The organism is Streptomyces spiramenti, assembly GCF_012034385.1.
GTDB classification, from domain to species: domain Bacteria; phylum Actinomycetota; class Actinomycetes; order Streptomycetales; family Streptomycetaceae; genus Streptomyces; species Streptomyces spiramenti.
In genome coordinates, this window is record NZ_JAAVJB010000114.1 from 1 (window position 1) to 15,838 (window position 15,838).

At 73.9% G+C, this 15,838-nt stretch carries 13 protein-coding genes and 1 pseudogene; 5 read left to right on the top strand and 9 right to left on the bottom strand.

The features are described 5' to 3' along the window. From HCJ92_RS14510 to HCJ92_RS14520, 3 genes and pseudogenes are all read right to left on the bottom strand, one after another. Positions 1-663, bottom strand: a pseudogene (locus HCJ92_RS14510) (hypothetical protein); the annotation flags it as partial. Between the two features lie 46 nt (positions 664-709). Then, positions 710-1,822 (bottom strand): SMP-30/gluconolactonase/LRE family protein, encoded by a 1,113-nt coding sequence (locus HCJ92_RS14515; RefSeq protein WP_167934002.1) that lies wholly within the window; start codon positions 1,820-1,822, stop codon positions 710-712. A 369-nt stretch (positions 1,823-2,191) separates the two neighbouring features. Next, on the bottom strand, positions 2,192-3,229 hold the full coding sequence (locus HCJ92_RS14520; RefSeq protein ID WP_167934003.1) for a LacI family DNA-binding transcriptional regulator: 1,038 nt from the start codon (positions 3,227-3,229) through the stop codon (positions 2,192-2,194). 241 nt (positions 3,230-3,470) lie between these two features. Here HCJ92_RS14520 and HCJ92_RS14525 point away from each other — a divergent pair, with 241 nt between their 5' ends. From HCJ92_RS14525 to HCJ92_RS14540, 4 genes are all read left to right on the top strand, one after another. After that, positions 3,471-4,772, top strand: a complete 1,302-nt coding sequence (locus HCJ92_RS14525; RefSeq protein WP_167934004.1) for an ABC transporter substrate-binding protein — start codon at positions 3,471-3,473, stop codon at positions 4,770-4,772. Between the two features lie 14 nt (positions 4,773-4,786). Continuing rightward, positions 4,787-5,803, top strand: a complete 1,017-nt coding sequence (locus tag HCJ92_RS14530) for a carbohydrate ABC transporter permease (RefSeq protein WP_167934005.1) — start codon at positions 4,787-4,789, stop codon at positions 5,801-5,803. A 2-nt stretch (positions 5,804-5,805) separates the two neighbouring features. Beyond that, complete coding sequence (locus HCJ92_RS14535) at positions 5,806-6,729, top strand: carbohydrate ABC transporter permease (protein ID WP_167934006.1); 924 nt, start codon at positions 5,806-5,808, stop codon at positions 6,727-6,729. Positions 6,730-6,803: 74 nt separating this feature from the next. Then, positions 6,804-8,237, top strand: a complete 1,434-nt coding sequence (locus tag HCJ92_RS14540; protein ID WP_167934007.1) for a GH1 family beta-glucosidase — start codon at positions 6,804-6,806, stop codon at positions 8,235-8,237. A 149-nt stretch (positions 8,238-8,386) separates the two neighbouring features. Here HCJ92_RS14540 and HCJ92_RS14545 read toward each other — a convergent pair whose 3' ends face one another. The 5 genes from HCJ92_RS14545 to HCJ92_RS14565 form a co-directional block, all read right to left on the bottom strand. Then, positions 8,387-8,788 carry an STAS domain-containing protein gene (locus HCJ92_RS14545; RefSeq protein WP_167934008.1) on the bottom strand — a complete coding sequence of 134 codons (402 nt, stop codon included), beginning with the start codon at positions 8,786-8,788 and terminating at the stop codon, positions 8,387-8,389. Then, positions 8,785-9,891 carry a cobalamin B12-binding domain-containing protein gene (locus tag HCJ92_RS14550; protein ID WP_167934009.1) on the bottom strand — a complete coding sequence of 369 codons (1,107 nt, stop codon included), beginning with the start codon at positions 9,889-9,891 and terminating at the stop codon, positions 8,785-8,787. The genes HCJ92_RS14545 and HCJ92_RS14550 overlap by 4 nt, the downstream gene beginning before the upstream one ends. After that, complete coding sequence (locus HCJ92_RS14555; RefSeq protein WP_338054185.1) at positions 9,888-11,555, bottom strand: PP2C family protein-serine/threonine phosphatase; 1,668 nt, start codon at positions 11,553-11,555, stop codon at positions 9,888-9,890. The genes HCJ92_RS14550 and HCJ92_RS14555 overlap by 4 nt, the downstream gene beginning before the upstream one ends. A 356-nt stretch (positions 11,556-11,911) precedes the next feature. After that, positions 11,912-13,366 carry a sensor histidine kinase gene (locus HCJ92_RS14560; RefSeq protein ID WP_167934010.1) on the bottom strand — a complete coding sequence of 485 codons (1,455 nt, stop codon included), beginning with the start codon at positions 13,364-13,366 and terminating at the stop codon, positions 11,912-11,914. After that, entirely contained in the window at positions 13,363-14,109 is a 747-nt protein-coding gene (locus tag HCJ92_RS14565; protein ID WP_209311132.1) for a response regulator transcription factor, read from the bottom strand. The genes HCJ92_RS14560 and HCJ92_RS14565 overlap by 4 nt, the downstream gene beginning before the upstream one ends. A gap of 132 nt (positions 14,110-14,241) precedes the next feature. On the opposite strand from HCJ92_RS14565, the gene HCJ92_RS14570 reads away from it, so the two are divergent. After that, the gene (locus HCJ92_RS14570) at positions 14,242-14,859 is read left to right on the top strand and encodes a hypothetical protein (protein ID WP_167934011.1); all 618 of its coding nucleotides are present in this window, start codon (positions 14,242-14,244) and stop codon (positions 14,857-14,859) included. Positions 14,860-14,901: 42 nt separating this feature from the next. Here HCJ92_RS14570 and HCJ92_RS14575 read toward each other — a convergent pair whose 3' ends face one another. Continuing rightward, positions 14,902-15,762, bottom strand: coding sequence for a fused MFS/spermidine synthase (locus tag HCJ92_RS14575; protein WP_167934012.1), 861 nt, complete (start codon positions 15,760-15,762; stop codon positions 14,902-14,904). Between the last annotated feature and the right edge of the window lie 76 nt (positions 15,763-15,838).

The following is a 15,838-nucleotide window of genomic DNA, read 5'->3' on the forward strand; positions in this document are numbered from 1 at the left end:
GGGCGGCAGCGCCGCAGCGCCACCCGGGACGCGGGGCCCGCCGGTTCCGCCCGGTCCGGCGAGCGCGTCGGCGGTGAGCGGGTCGCCGTAGCCGTACGCGATGTCCGGGCCGGGGCCGCCGGCCCCGTCGAGCGGGCCGCCGAACAGCCGGGGTTCGGTGCCGCGGTGGAGCGGGAACAGTCCGTCCGTGCCGGGGGCGGGACCGGGCGGCAGCAGGTCGCCGGCCGGATCGCCCGGGGGCAGTCCGAGGACGTGGCCGTCCGGCCCGAACCCGTCCGCGCCCGGCTCGGACGGGAGCGGCCCCGGGCGGGCGGGCCCGAGCAGACCGGTCAGCGCCGCGAGGTCGGCGAGGTCCGCCTGGTCGGCCCAGTCCGACCAGTCCTCCTCCACCGGCCTGGGCACCGTCCCCGTCTCCACGCTGTCCAGCCCGCCGAGGCCGCGGTGGCCGGCCAGCGCGTGGTAGGGGCGGACGTCACCGCGGGTCCACTGCGCCCACCAGCGGTCGGGCATGGGTCGTTGCGCCGCGGGCCACCGCAGGACGGCGGCGGTGACGGCGGCGAGGCGTGCGTCGTCGCACCGCTCCAGCAGCTCGCAGACCTCGTCCCACGCGTCGCGTCCCGGGCGGGAGACGAGGAGCCGGTCGAGGCGTATGGCGTCGGTCATGGAGGCGGTCCTGGCTCGTCGGGGTCGTGGGCTGGGCGGGAGGGGGTCACGGACGGTGGCCCACCTCGCTGCCGGCCGCCCCGGCGGCTGCCGCCGGGGTGTCGAAGCGGTGGGCGTGCAGCACGTCCGGGGTCGCGGTCACCAGGGCGCCGCCGTCCGGGGTCAGCGCCCACGCCGTCTCGGTGCCCATGTCGTCGACCGCGTACAGCGCGCTGCCCCGCGCGAGGTCCCAGACGGTCACGGTGTGACCGGAGCGCACGGCCGCCCGGGGGCCCAGCGCGCCCCACACGGGGCGGACCGTCTGGCGCCGGGCCTCGGGCGAGAGCGCGCCGAGCACCGTCCACGGCCGGGCGTCGCCGGGGCGGCCGGTGAGGTCGATCACGGTGGCGACGGCCCGGCCGTCGGCGACGCCCACCACCACCAGCTCGCTGCCGTCGGGGCTGAACGCCATGCCGCAGGACCAGGCCATCCCGGTGGCGTGGGTGGTGAAGGCGCCGGTGCGCAACGCGGGCACCGCGATCTCGCCCTCGGTGGCCCGGCCGTGGCAGCGGCAGAGCCGGAACGCGATCCGGCTGCCGCGGGCGTCGACCGCGACCGCCCCGGTGCCCCCGAGCGCCCCGGGGCGGCCGGGGTCGCCCTCGCCGTCGAAGAGCCGGTTGCCCGCGTGGGCCCCGAGCGCGGTCACCTGGTGGGAGGCGGGGTCGCCACCGACGACCGTGGTGCCGTCCTCGCTGATGGCGAGCCTGCTGTGCCCCGTCTCGCCGTCGGCGCCCAGCGCGGGGCGGCCGGCGCTGCGGCGCCAGAGTTCCCGAGGCGCGCCGGTGAGCGACCAGTGCACCGTGCCGCCGCCGGGCTGGTCCTCCGTGCCGCCCAGGGAGGCGGTGAGCGTGGACCCCTCGTGCCCCAGCACGAGGTCGTGGGCGACGGCGGAGCGGGCGCCGCGCACCAGAGGCAGTCGCAGCGGGGTCGCGTCCGACGCCGGTCGCAGCAGCAGCAGTTCGCCGTGGCCGGGGAACCAGGGCGCGGAGGTCGCGACGGCCACGGTGGCGAGGTCCCGGGTCGCCGCGACACCGAGGACCCGCTCCGGTACGGCCGCGCGGCCCGCCAGGGGGCGGCTGGTGTCGAGTACGCCGGGTTCGCAGAGTTGTCGCACGGCCATGTCAGGACAGTAGACGCCCTGGCGGGGGCTGTGGGCGGGTTGCGGACAACCACTCCCGGGGACCGGTGTTTTCCGGGCGTTTCCCGGGGTGGAGCGGCAGTGGGGCACCACCTCACGAGGGCGGTTCACCACAGCTGTCGTGGGTAGGGAGGGGCCGCCGGGGGGCGGTTCGTCCGGCGCTGCGGGGCGCCGGGCACGACCGCGGCCACGGTCCGCCACTGAGGGCGCACGGCGCGCCACGGAAAGCGCTGCCGCCGACCCGCGACACCTGCTCGCGGTGCTCGCGGTCGCCGGTCGGCGGATCGGGCCGGTTCCGCCACCCCCGGGCGGCCCGGACGACCCGGGCGGGGAGCCGCGGGGCGCGCGGCCTCAGGAGGAGGCCCGCCGGACGAGTTCGGTGGGCAGGATCAGGCCGGGCCCTGCGGCGGGCTCGCCCGCGATCTCGGCCAGCAGCGCGCGCGTCATCGCCCGGCCCATCTCCTCGGTGGGCTGCCGGACGCTGGTCAGTGGCGGGTCCATGTGGCGGGCGATCGCGGAGTCGTCGAAGCCGACCAGTGACACGTCGCCGGGGACCGACCGCCCGGACTCGCGCAGCGCGCGGCGCGCGCCGGCGGCCGTCAGGTCGGAGGCGCAGAAGACCGCGTCGAGGCCGGGACGGCGGCCGAGGAGTTCGTACATGGCCCGGTAGCCGCCCTCCTCGCTGAAGTCCCCGTGGGCGACGAGCCCCTCGTCCTCGTCCACGCCACTGGCCGCGAGCTCCGCGTAGTAGCCGTCGAGCCGGCACTGGGCCGCGTACATGTCGCGCGAGCCGGTGATGGTGGCGACGGCGTCCGCGCCCCGCTCCAGCAGGTGACGCACGGCGGCGCGCGCGCCGCCGACGTTGTCGCCGTCCACGTGCGGGAAGGACTCGTCGGCGGAGCGTCGGCCGTTCATGACGGCGGGGATGCCGTTCTCCGCGAGCAGCTCCGGCAGCGGGTCCTCCCCGTGCACGGAGACCAGCAGCACGCCGTCGACGCGGTTGCCCGCGGCGTACTGGGCGAATCGTTCCCGCTCGGTCGCGGTGCTGCTCAGCGTGAGCAGCAGCTGGATGTCTGCCTCGGCCAGCTCGGTGCTGACGCCCCGGATTATCGAGGCGAAGTACGGCTCGGCGAAGAGCCGGGTCTCGGGTTCGGGGACCACCAGGGCGACGGCGTCGGCGCGGTTGCCGGCCAGGGCGCGCGCGGCGCGGTGGGGGACGTAGCCGAGGTCCGCGATCGCGGCCTCGACGGCGACGCGGGTCCGGTCGCTGACCCGCGGCGAGCCGTTGATGACCCGGGAGACGGTGCCGCGTCCCACGCCCGCGCGCTCCGCGACCTGTTCCAGCGTCGGCCGGCGTTCCCGCCCGGCCCGGTGTCGTGCAATCGCCATCGGGTCCTCCCGTCACATGCTCCCGAGACCCCCATCAGATCACGGAAACACGACGGTGCGGTCGGATGTATTGACACCGGCGCGCGTCTCGGGAAATCTCCGGATCACCGATGTGGGAGCGCTCCCACCACGGCACCCTACCCACCAGACCCTCGAACGTTCCACACCCGGGCTCGCTCACCCCACACTGCGCCGCACGCCGACCGGGAGAGGCAACGTCCACGCGCCAGGAGGACGAACCATGCGCACGACACCCCGTACCAGGATGACCCGACGGGCGGCGGTAGGGACAGCCGCCATGATGCTCGCCGTCACCGCCTGCTCCAGCGGCGGAGACTCCGACGGCGGAGACGACTCCGGCAAGATCACGCTGACCGTGGGCGTCTTCGGACAGTTCGGCCTGGAGGAGGCCGGCCTGTACGAGGAGTACATGGAGCTCAACGACAACATCGTGATCGAGCAGACCTCGGTGCAGAAGTCGGAGGACTACTACCCGGCGCTGCTGACCCGACTGCCCACCGGCTCGGGGCTGATGGACATCCAGGCCATCGAGGTGGCCAACGTCTACGAGGTCACCAACGAGCTGAGCCAGTACTTCGTCGACTTCAACGACTACGACGTCGACACCGGCCACTTCCTGGACTTCAAGCTCGCCCAGGCCACCAACGCCGACGGCAAGGTGGTCGGGCTCGGCACCGACATCGGCCCGATGGGCATCTGCTACCGCACCGACCACTTCGAGGCGGCCGGGCTGCCGACCGACCGCGACGAGGTCGCCGCGCTGTGGGCGGACGACTGGCAGGCGTACATCGACACCGGCAAGGAGTTCGTCAAGAGCGACGTCGACGCCGCGTGGGTGGATGTCGCGGGCGGCGTCTTCAACGCCGTGGTCAACACCTACGAGGAGCGCTTCTACGACACCTCGGGCGAGGTCGTCTACCAGGAGAGCGAAGCGGTGCAGACCGCCTGGGACCTCGCGATGGACGCCGCCGAGAGCGGGATCACCGCCAAGCAGAAGCAGTTCGAGCCCGAGTGGGACCGCGCGATCGCCAACGGCGACTTCGCGACCGTCTCCTGCCCGGCGTGGATGCTCGGCTACATCCAGGACAAGGCCGATGAGGCCGGCGAGGGCCTGTGGGACTTCGCGCACGCCCCCTCCCCCGGCAACTGGGGCGGCGCCTTCCTCTCCGTCACCGACGCGTCCGAGCACAAGGAGGAAGCGGCGAAGCTCGCAGCCTGGCTGACCGCTCCCGAGCAGCAGGCACGCTTCTTCGCCGAGCGCGGCAGCTTCCCGTCGTCGGCCGAGGCCGTCCAGGCCCCGGAGGTCGCGGACGCCACGCACGAGTACTTCCAGGACGCCCCGATCGGCCAGCTCTTCACCGAGGCCGCGGAGGGCATCCCCACCCTGGTCCTCGGCCCGCGTGACCAGGTGATCCAGGAGCAGATCGCCAACGGCCTGCTCGCCGCGGACACCCAGGGCCTCTCCAGCGAGGAGGCGTGGGAGAGCACGGTCAGCTCCATCGAGAACGCCCTCGCCGACTGAGGATCCGACACCCCATGACGACCCACGATTCGAGTGCCGCGCCCCCCGTCGAGGGGGGCGCGGCCCCGGGCCGGCCGGGACGGGCCACCGAGAGCCCCGAGGAGCGCCGCCAGCGGCGCCGCTCGTGGCGCTTCCGGATGGACACCAAGGCCAGCCCCTACGCGTTCATCGCTCCCTTCTTCCTCTTCTTCGGGGCGTTCGGGCTCTTCCCGCTGCTGTTCACCGGTTGGGCGTCACTGCACCGGGTCCGCCTCGCCGCTCCCAACGACATGGAATGGGCCGGGCTGGACAACTTCGCCCGGCTGATGTCCGACGAGTACTTCTGGAACGCGCTCACCAACACCTTCACCATCGGGGTGCTCGCCACCGTTCCGCAGCTGGCCATCGCTCTGGGCCTGGCGCACCTGCTCAACTACAAGATGCGCGGCTCCAACTTCTTCCGCGTGGCCATGCTCACCCCGTACGCCACCTCGGTGGCGGCGGCGACGCTCGTCTTCGCGATGCTCTACGGGCGCGACTACGGCATGATCAACTGGGCACTGGACCTGGTCGGCATCGACGCGGTGGACTGGAAGAGCGGCAGCCTCACCACGCAGTTCGCCATCTCCACCATCGTGATCTGGCGGTGGACGGGCTACAACACGCTCATCTACCTCGCGGCCATGCAGGCCGTGCCGAAGGACCTGTACGAGTCGGCCGCGCTGGACGGGGCCTCGCCGTGGAAGCAGTTCCTCCACGTGACCCTTCCCTCGCTGCGCCCCACGATCCTCTTCACCGTGGTGGTCTCGACCATCGGCGCCACCCAGCTCTTCGGTGAGCCGCTGCTGTTCGGCGGCAGCCCCTCCGGTGGCGCGCAGAACGAGTACCAGACGCTCGGCCTGTACATGTACGAGATGGGCTGGACCAACTTCAACCTGGGACGGGCCTCCGCCATCGCCTGGGCCATGTTCCTGCTGCTCATCATCATCGGCCTGGTGTACTGGGCGGTCACCAAGGTGGCCTCGCGCAGCACCGCAGGCAAGGGGGCCTGACCATGACGCTTTCGGCTCCCGTGACCCCGGAGACCACGACCCCCGTCCTCCCGCCGGGCGACGGCGGTTCGCCGCCCCGTGCCGGCAAGCGCGGCGGGAAGGCCGGCAAGCAGCTGCGGGCCGGCTGGCTGACCTACACCATCCTGGCGATCTTCACCTTCGGCTCGCTGTTCCCGCTGGTGTGGACGGCGATAGCCGCCTCGCACAGCAACGCGCGGCTCGCCCAGTCGCCCCCGCCGTTCTCCTTCGGAGATCGGCTGTGGCACAACCTGGACCAGGCGTGGAACACCGCCAACATGGGAAAGGCGCTGTTCAACACGGTGTTCGTGGCGGGCGCCATCACCGTCTCGACCGTTCTGTTCGCGACGCTCGCCGGTTTCGCCTTCGCCAAGCTGCGGTTCCGCGCGAAGAACCTGCTCCTGCTGCTGGTGATCGGCACGATGATGGTGCCGCCCCAGCTCAGCGTGGTTCCGCTGTTCATGGCCATCGCCGAACTGGGGTGGACCAACCACCTCCAGGCCGTCATCCTGCCGATGATGGTCAGCGCCTTCGGCGTGTTCTTCATGCGCCAGTACCTGGTGCAGGCGCTGCCGACCGAGCTGATCGAGGCGGCCCGGATGGACGGCGCCAACAGCCTGCGGGTGGTCTGGCACGTGGTGTTCCCGGTGGCGCGGCCCGCGATGGCCGTGCTGGCGATGCTCACGTTCGTGATGGCCTGGAACGAGTTCTTCTGGCCGATCATCGCCTTGACCCAGCAGAACCCGACCGTGCAGGTCGCGTTGACGGGCCTCGGTCGCGGGTATGTCCCCGACCAGGGCGTCATCATGGCCGGTGCCCTGCTGGGCACCCTGCCGCTGCTGATCGCCTTCGCGATCTTCGGCAAGCAGATCGTCGGCGGCATCATGCAGGGCGCCCTGAAGGGCTGACTTCACTTCGCGGGGTGCGCCCGTCCTCGACGGGTGCACCCCGCTTCCTTTGAACCACGAATGGGAGCGCTTCCATGACTGAAAGCCATCTCACGTCCCTCTCCCCCGCCGCCCCCGACCTGGAGTTCCCCTCGGACTTCCTGTGGGGGACGGCGACCGCGTCCTACCAGATCGAGGGCGCCGCCCGGGAGGGCGGCCGGACCCCGTCCATCTGGGACACCTTCAGCCACACCCCCGGCAAGGTGCAGGCGGGCGACACCGGCGACGTCGCCTGCGACCACTACCACCGCTGGGCCGAGGACCTCGACCTCATCAAGGAACTCGGCATCGGCGCCTACCGGTTCTCCACCTCCTGGAGCCGGGTGCAGCCCACCGGCCGTGGCCCGGCGCTCCAGTCCGGCCTGGACTTCTACCGGCGGCTCACCGACGGCCTGCTGGAGCGCGGCATCACCCCCGTGGTGACCCTCTACCACTGGGACCTGCCGCAGGAGCTGGAGGACGCCGGCGGCTGGCCCGAGCGGGAGACCGCGGAGCGGTTCGCCGAGTACGCCACCATCATGGCCGAGGCACTGGGCGACCGGGTCTCGATGTGGACCACGCTCAACGAGCCCTGGTGCAGCAGCTTCCTGGGGTACGGCTCCGGCGTGCACGCCCCGGGCCGCACCGAACCGCTCGCCGTGCTGCGCGCCGCGCACCACCTCAACCTGGCGCACGGGCTCGCCACCCAGGCGCTGCGCGCCACGCTCCCCGCCGGGGCGAAGGTCTCCATCACCCTCAACCCGGCCGCGGTCCGCCCGCTCACCGGCTCCGCCGAGGACGCGGACGCGGCCCGCCGGATCGACGCCCTCCAGAACCGGATCTTCACCGGCCCGCTGCTGCACGGCGGCTACCCGGAGGACCTCAAGGCCGACACCGCCGCGATCACCGACTGGTCGTTCGTGCTCCCCGGTGACGAGGAGATCATCAACCAGCCGCTGGACTCGCTCGGGATCAACTACTACAACCCGGCGATCGTCTCCCACGCCCCGGCCGGCGGCTCCGCCGAGGACGACGGCCACGGCGACTCCACGCACTCGCCCTGGGTCGGCTCCGACCACGTCGCCTTCCACCAGGCGACGGAGGAGCGCACCGAGATGAACTGGTCGATCGACCCGACCGGTCTCACCGAGCTGCTGCTGCGCTTCCACCGCGAGGCACCGGGGCTGCCGCTGTACGTCACCGAGAACGGCGCCGCCTTCGCCGACACGGTCGACGAGGACGGGCAGGTCCGTGACCCGCGGCGCGTCTCCTACCTGCACGGGCACCTCGGCGCGGTGCGCGACGCCATCGCCCACGGCGCCCCGGTCCGCGGCTACTTCGTGTGGTCGCTGCTGGACAACTTCGAGTGGGCGTACGGCTACAGCAAGCGGTTCGGTGTCGTGCACGTGGACTTCGAGACGCTGCGCCGCACCCCGAAGAGCAGCGCCCTCTGGTACGCCGACCTGATCCGGCGCAACCGTCCCATGTGACGCTCCGGCCGTCGCCGGCGCCCGCCGGCCCGGACCGCGGCGACCCGCACCTCCGCCTCGTGCCCGTCCCTCTCCGGAGGGGCGGGCACGGGCGCGTTCCTACCCCGTACCGCGGCGGGCCCCGCCGCTCACCGTTCGGGACGGCCGGCTCACTCCGCCCGGTCGCCGGGCGGGGGCTCGGGGTCGCCGAGCGCCACCGGGGCGTGGTCGGCGCAGGGGTCCGTCAGGTAGTCCAGGGTCCCGGTGACGGTCAGCATCCGGTCCAGGTGCGGCGGCCGGCTGTCCAGGTGGAGGTGGACGTGCGCGGCTTCGCAGAGGCGGTGCGCCATGAGGATCGCGGAGAGCCCCATGGAGTCGACCGCGCCCAACTCCCGGAAGTCGAGGTGTACTTCTCGCACCTCCTCACCGTCCTCCTCCAGGCGGCGCTCCAACGCCTCCACGAGCTCGTCGCTCGACTCGTGGTCGAGGTCGCCGAAGAGCCGCAGCCGCAGCCGGTGCGGCTCGACCCGTTCGGTGGTGAGTTTGAAGTACGGATGAGGCAGCGTGGTCATGCGGGCTTTCCATTGCCGGGGATAGGAATGTGGGGGGAGTCCGTGACGGTGGCACGGCCCTGGTCGAGCAGGGCGCGGGCGCGGGGGAAGTCCTTCAGCTGCGCGCCCAGCGCGTCGAACGTGAGGCCCAGAGTGTGGGCGGGGACCTCACGTGCGGTCAGGATGTCGCCGGTCCAGGAGATGAACGTGGTGAACAGCCGCACGTCGTCCACGTAGAGCGCGGTGGTGAGGTAGTCGACGATGTGCGCGACGTCCTCGGCGGTGTGGCGCCGCTGCCGCGCGGTGTACTCCCGCATCGGGGGGAAACGTATCTCCAGGCCCGCCAGCGTGCCCCGCACCAGCTCCGCCCTGGTCCGGGCGATCATCGTGTACTCCTGGTCCGCGAGGTGCGGCAGGTCCTCGATGGGCAGGTGCATCGCCGTCGGGTCCGGCCGCGGCAGCCCGTCATGGAGCAGCCGGGCCACCGCGCGGGCGTCGGCGGCCCACTCGGTGGCGCCGAGCGAGCGCGCGTACCTGCCGTCGGGTCCGAAGGCCGCGCCGCCCGCCAGGACGGGGACCCCGGCGGCGAGCGCGGCGGTGATGGCCGCGTGCGCCGTCGGCAGGTGCGTGGGGATCGAGGCCGAGAGGAGCACGGCCTCGGGCCCCGTCCGGTGCAGGTGCGCGATGAGGTGCGGCGTCGGGACGTGGGCACCCAGGAAGTCGACCCGCCAGCCCCGCAGCCGCAGCACCTCGGAGAGCAGGCGGGCGGGGAGCGAGTGCCACTCGCCCTCGACACAGGCGACGGTGACCCTGCCGCGGTCGGGCCGGACCCGGCCGGCCGGGTGGTGGGCGAGCGCGGCGATGACGCGCTCGTTGATCGCGGTGGCGACGTGCTCGTCGGCCACCGTCATCCGGTTGGCGGCCCACTCCTCGCCGACCCTGCCCTGCGCCGGAGCGATGACCTCCAGGAGGATGCGCTCGGCGCCCAGGCCGTTCTCCAGTCCCTCGAAGACCGCGGCGGCGGCGGCGTACTCGTCGCCGTCGCGCAACGCGGTCCACAACTGCTCCCGGTACACACCGGGGTCGATGCCGCGCCCCGGGCGCTCGGTGGTGCTGACGATCATGCCGGGCGCCTACCCGCAGCCCCCCGGGTCATGGCCGAGAAGACATCGGGACGCGGGGTGGTGATGGCGACGACGGCCATGTCGTCGTGGACCCCGCGGCCGACCCAGTCGGCCGCCAGCATCTGCACCCGTTCCACGACCGCTTCGGCCGGCATGCCGGCGCACTCGCCCAGCGCCTCGCGCAGTCGCGACTCCCCGAACATCTCGTCACCGAGCGGCCCCCCGCGGGCCTCGGTGATGCCGTCGGTGAACAGCAGGCAGCTCTCGCCGACCGCCAGGTCGATCGTGGTGGTGGTCGACTTGATGGTGCGCAGCACCCCGACGAGCGAACCCGCCGTCGCGGCCTCCTCGACCGAGCCGTCACGGCGCACGATCAGCGGGGCCGGGTGCCCGGCGCTGGTGACCCGCAGCCGGGTGAAGTCCTCACAGCGGGCCGCCGAGGCGAGCACCAGCGTGGCGAACCGGGTGTGGTGCGAGTTGAGCAGCGCGGTGTTGAGCAGCCGGAGCATCCGCGCGTGGTCGTCGGCGAGCGGCAGCAGCGCGTGCAGGGTGTTGCGGATCTTCCCGGTGAGGACCGCGGCCTCCAGCCCCTTGCCGCATACGTCACCGAGGACGGCCAGCGACTCCTGGTCCTCGCCGGCCCCGGGGTGGACGTCGTAGAAGTCGCCCCCGACGCGGTCGGACTGGCCGGAGGCCCGGTAACCGCCCGCGAACTCGACACCGTTGACCTGGTGGAGGGAGGGCGGCAGCAGCTCCCGCATCAGGGTGGTGGTGACGCTGGACTGCTCGGAGTACATGCGGGCGGCGGCGAGCGCGGCGCCCGCGCGTGCCGCGAAGAGTCGCGCGAAGACCTCCGCGTCCTCGCTGAACGCGGTGTGTCCCGAGGTCCGCAGCAGCACCAGCGCCCCGCCGGGCGTGCCGTGGCCGGGCAGTGGCGTGATGACGACCGAGCCGACGGCGCCGTCCATCTCCTCCGGTACGACCCACTCCGGCGCGCTGGCGGGGTCGATCCACCGCGAGGGCACCGGCGGGAAGCCCTGCAGCGCCTCGCTGAGGCCGGGCATCGAGGTGGTGTCGATGTCGACGATGCTCCGGACGACCTCGCCGGAGCCGACGCAGCTGGTCATGGGGTGCCGACGCCCCTTGCCGGGGGCGATGATGACGGCGGCGTCCGCGAGGTGCGTCGCGGCGAGTTGCGCGGTCACCTCCATGCAGCGGTTGACGTTGAGCGACGAGAGCAGCGCGTTGGACGCCTCCGCCAGGAAGCTGGTGCGCTGCCGTTCGCCGTGCAGCGCCTCCTCCGCGAGGCGGCGGTCGGTGTCGTCGACGAGCCACCAGACGACGTCGCCGTCCGAGCCGCAGGTGGCGTGGGCCTCGTAGGAGCGGTCGCCGACACGGCCGCCGCTCGGGCCGTGGGCGGGCTCCCGGTCGGAGCGCTGCCCGGAGCGCTCGGTCGAGACGCGTCGGTGGGCGTCCGCCAGCCAGGAGGGGACACGGTCCCGGAGCCGGTCGCCGGCGGACAGCGCCGAGAACACCGCCGAGGCGGCGGTGTTGAGCTCCACCACCGTGCCGGCGCGGTCGGCGAGCACCACCGGGTAGGGGGCCGAGGCCCATGAGGTGCGCAGCCCCAGGGAGCCGGCCGGGGATGTCTTCGTTGTATCCACTGAGGGAGGCCCGCGAATGCGACCCTCACCCCCTTTCGCTGGAAGAGAATGGTTCTGTCCGCAACGATCGCTCACGCAGGGGGTTCGAGGCAACCGACGTCACACCCCCGTGTCGTCGGGCTCGGCGGCGGCGGACCCGGCGGTCGCGGTCGCGACGCTCCGAGCAGGCGCGTCGCCCGCAACGCGGCGGAACGGGGTGTCGGTGATGACACATGCGCCCGGCATACGTCCACCGCCCCGAGGGGCGTACCACCGGCGCGAAGGGGTGGTCCGAACGCCGGCACCGGCAGTGTCCACGGCCTCCCGCGGACGGGAGCGTGCCGGACAGCGGGCGCGGGGCCGGACGGGGAACGGGGTCAACCACGGCCGCCCCGACGTCTGGCGCCGCGCCTGGGTCGTCCCACCGGCTCCGGCGGTCGGCCCGAGGCGTTCAGCCACAGCCGCACCTCGGCACCGCCCAGGACGGAGGAGCCGATCCGCACATCGCCGCCGGTGGCCTCCGCGACCCGCCGCACGATGTCCAGGCCCAGTCCCGTGGAGCCCGTGCCCCCGTCGCCGTGGCCGCGGCGCAGCGCCTCCTCGGGGTCGGCGATGCCCTCCCCCGCGTCGGAGACCAGGACGATCACGGTGTCGGACCCGCCCCGGTGCACGTCCACGGCGAAGGCGGTGCCCTCCGGCGTGTGGCGGAAGACGTTGCCGAGCAGCGCGTCCACCACCGCCACCAGGTCCGCCCGCGCCACCGGGACCCGTACCGGTTCCTCCACGCCGGCGAGGCTGGCCTCCCGGCCCTCGTCCTCGGCGAGGGCGGACCAGAAGGCCATGCGCTCCCGGATCACCTCGGCGGCGTCGGTGTCCCCGCCCGCCGCGGCGCCCTCCGACCCGCCCAGCGCGGAACGTTGCTCGCGGGCGGTGCGGATGATGGTGTCCACCTCGACCTCCAACTGGTCGACGGCCTGGCGCGTCTGCTCGGCTGCGTCCCCGGCGCCCAGCGAGGCGGTGTTGAGGCGGAGCACCGTGAGCGGGGTCCGCAGCCGGTGCGAGAGATCGGCCGCCATCTCCCGCTCACCGGCCAGCAGTCCCGCGACCTGGCGTGCCATGGCGTTGAACGCCTCGGCGGCGGCCCGCAGCTCCGCCGGGCCCTGTTCGGGTACCCGGACGCTCAGTCTGCCCTCACCCAGCTCGCGTGCGGCTGCGGCGAGTTGCTCCGCCGGGCGGACCGTGCGCCGGCCCAAGCGGTCCGCCACCGCGACCGAGCCGACCACCAGCGCCACCCCCACCCCCGCGAGAACCAACCAGGCGGTGGCGACCCCGCTGGCGAGGTCCGCGGTCGGGACGAACACCTCGACGACGGCGATCCCGCCGGAGTCGACCGCGATCGGTTGCAGGAGCGCGGTGCCGCCGTCGACCGGCAGCGAGACGGCGCGGCCGTACCGCAACGCCGCCAGCAGGTCCGCCTCGGAGGTGCGTCGGTCCCCGATGGTCAGCGCCTCGCCCTCGGCTGTCCCGCCCCTGCCCTCGCCGGTCCCGCCGGTCCCGTCACCGCTCCCTTCACCGTCGTCGGCCCCCGGGGCGGGCACGTGGACCGCGATCCGGCCGTCTGCGCCCGCCTCGGTGCTGGCGACGGCACGTTGCAGCTGTGCGCGGTCGGTGGTGATCGCCAGCACCGGCGCGATCGCCGCCGCCTGCCGTTCGGCGTTGCCCAGGGCACGGTCGGCCGCCATCTCCCGCACGACCAGGGCCAGCGGCACGGCGAATGCCAGGACGACCATGGTGGTCACGGCGAGCGAGATGCGGACCAGCGCCCATCTCATGCCGGCTGTCCCGATCCGGGGCCGCCCCGGGGGGCGGCGCCGTCCACCGGCGCGGGCGGCGCCTCCAGCTTCACCCCCACCCCCCGCAGCGTGTGCAGGTAGCGGGGGCGGGCCGCGGTCTCGCCGAGCTTGCGGCGCAACCAGGAGAGGTGCACGTCTATCGTCTGGTCGTCGCCGTAGGACTGCCGCCACACCTCGGTGAGCAGCTCCCGGCGGGCGACGACCTCCCCCGGTCGGCCGGCGAGGTGCGCCAGCAGGTCGAACTCACGGCGGGTCAGCTCCAGTGGCCGACCGTCGAGTTCGGCTGTCCTGCGGCGGGGGTCCACCGCCAGGCCGCCGACCCGCAGCACTTCCTCACGTTCCCGCACCGCCCCCCGCCCGCCGTCCCAGCGCCGCAGCACCGCGGCCATCCGGGCGGCGAGGTGGTCGACGGAGAACGGCTTGACCAGGTAGTCGTCCGCGCCGTCGTTGAGCAGCCGGACGATCTCCCGCTCGTCGTCCCTGGCAGTGGCGACGATGACGGGGACCTGGGTGAGCCCCCGCAGCATCTTCAACGCCTCGGCGCCGTCGAGGTCGGGCAGGCCGAGGTCGAGGATCACGACGTCGAACCGCAACTGCGCCACCTCGCGCAGTGCCTCCAGGGCGGTGCCGACGCTGCGCACGGTGTGGGCGGCGTCGGTGAGATGGCGGATGAGCGCCGATCTGACGAAGGGGTCGTCCTCGACCACGAGCACATGGGCCATGCGCGGCACCGTACGCCATGTACGCGACGGGAGTTGAGCGGACGTGCGGTTGCGGGGCCCGGCCCGGGCCCCGCGCGCCCGGCGCACCGCCGCGGTGTGGGGCGGGTGAGGACCGGTGCGTAATGTGTGCGCATGCGACGGCAGTTGATGATCGGGACGGCGTGGGTCGGCGCCACCGGGGCCGCGGTCACCCTGACGTGGTTCGGCGTGGGATCGGTGCTGCGCGGCACCGTCTACGATCCACCGCGCGCGCTGCCGGTCACCGGGCCCCCGGCGGACCACGCCGACGCGGGACCGGACGTCTCCTCCACCCAGCGTCCGCCGGTGCCCGGCGAGGACCCGGGCGGCGATGACGCCGGCGGCGGCGCGGGTTCACGGCCGCCGGAGCCACCACCCGACGACGAGGACGGGGCCGAGGAGACGGCCGGGCCCGGGGACGCTCCCGGAGTGACCCCGGACGGCGACGCGGACGGCCCCACCGACCCGGCGACGCGGGCGCCGGAGAGCGAGGGGGCGGGCAGCGGCCTGGGCTCGGTGGAGACGGTCGCCACCGACGGCGGCCGGGTGGCGTTCGACATGGGGCCGGAGTCGGCGGAGCTGGTCTCGGCGACCCCGGCTCCCGGCTGGGAGATGCAGGTGTGGGCGGAGGACACCTACATCCGGGTCAGCTTCTCCGGCGAGGGGCGCACCGTCTCGGTGTTCTGTGTCTTCAACGGGCACCCGCCCTATCTCGACCGGCACGAGGAGTGACCGGCCGCCGCCCCCGGGCCGCGGCCACCGGGCGGACGTCCCTCAGTCGAACACCCCGGCCGGCGGGGGCGGCGAGGCGGCGGCGGTGACGTCGGTGACCGGAGCCGCGCCGCCGGTGAGGTCGGCGAGGTCCCGACCGCTCACCACCCGCGCCGGATGGGGGTCGCCGGCCGCCCGTCGTCGCAGCTCGTCCACCGGCAGCTCGCCGTCGGTCGCGACCAGGACGGCGTTGCCGAACCGCCGCCCCCGGAGGACCGCGGGGTCGGCGACCAGCGCGCCGTTCCCGAAACGGTCCAGCACACCGGCGACCTGCCCGCGCAGGAACGCCAGGGGTGGGCCGTCGGTGAGGTTGGCGGCGTACCAGCCCCCGGGGCGCAGGGCGCGACGCGCGAGGTCGAGGAACTCCACGCTGGCGCAGTGGGCCGGGGTGCGCGCCCCGGCGAACACATCGGTGATCACCAGGTCCGCCGCACCTTCGGGGAGCCGTTCCAGCAGCTGCCGCGCGTCGGTCCCGCGGACGCGCAACCGCCCCTCGGGCAGGGGCAGCCACTCGCGGACGAGCGCCGTCAGCCGGGTGTCGGGCTCGGCCACCTGCTGCTGTGAGCGGGGTCGGGTGGCGGCGACGTAGCGGGCGAGGGTGAGCGCGCCGCCCCCGAGGTGGACGGCGGTGACGGCCGCGCCCCGCGGCGCGCACAGGTCGACCACATGGCCGAGTCGGCGCTGGTACTCGAACGCCAGCCGGGTGGGGTCCGCCAGGTCCACGTGCGACTGGGGCGCGCCCTCGACGTGGAGTTCCCAGGCGGTGTCGCGGTCCGGGTCGGGCACGAGCAGCACCTCGCCGCCGTCTGCCCGGCCGCTCCGGGCCTCCCGCCCCTGTCGTCGTCTGCTGCTGCGGTCGGCCACCGCCCCAGTATGGCCGCTCGCCTCGGGCCGCGGCGCCCGGCCGCCCGGCCGCCCGGCAGTCGGCGACGCGCCGGTC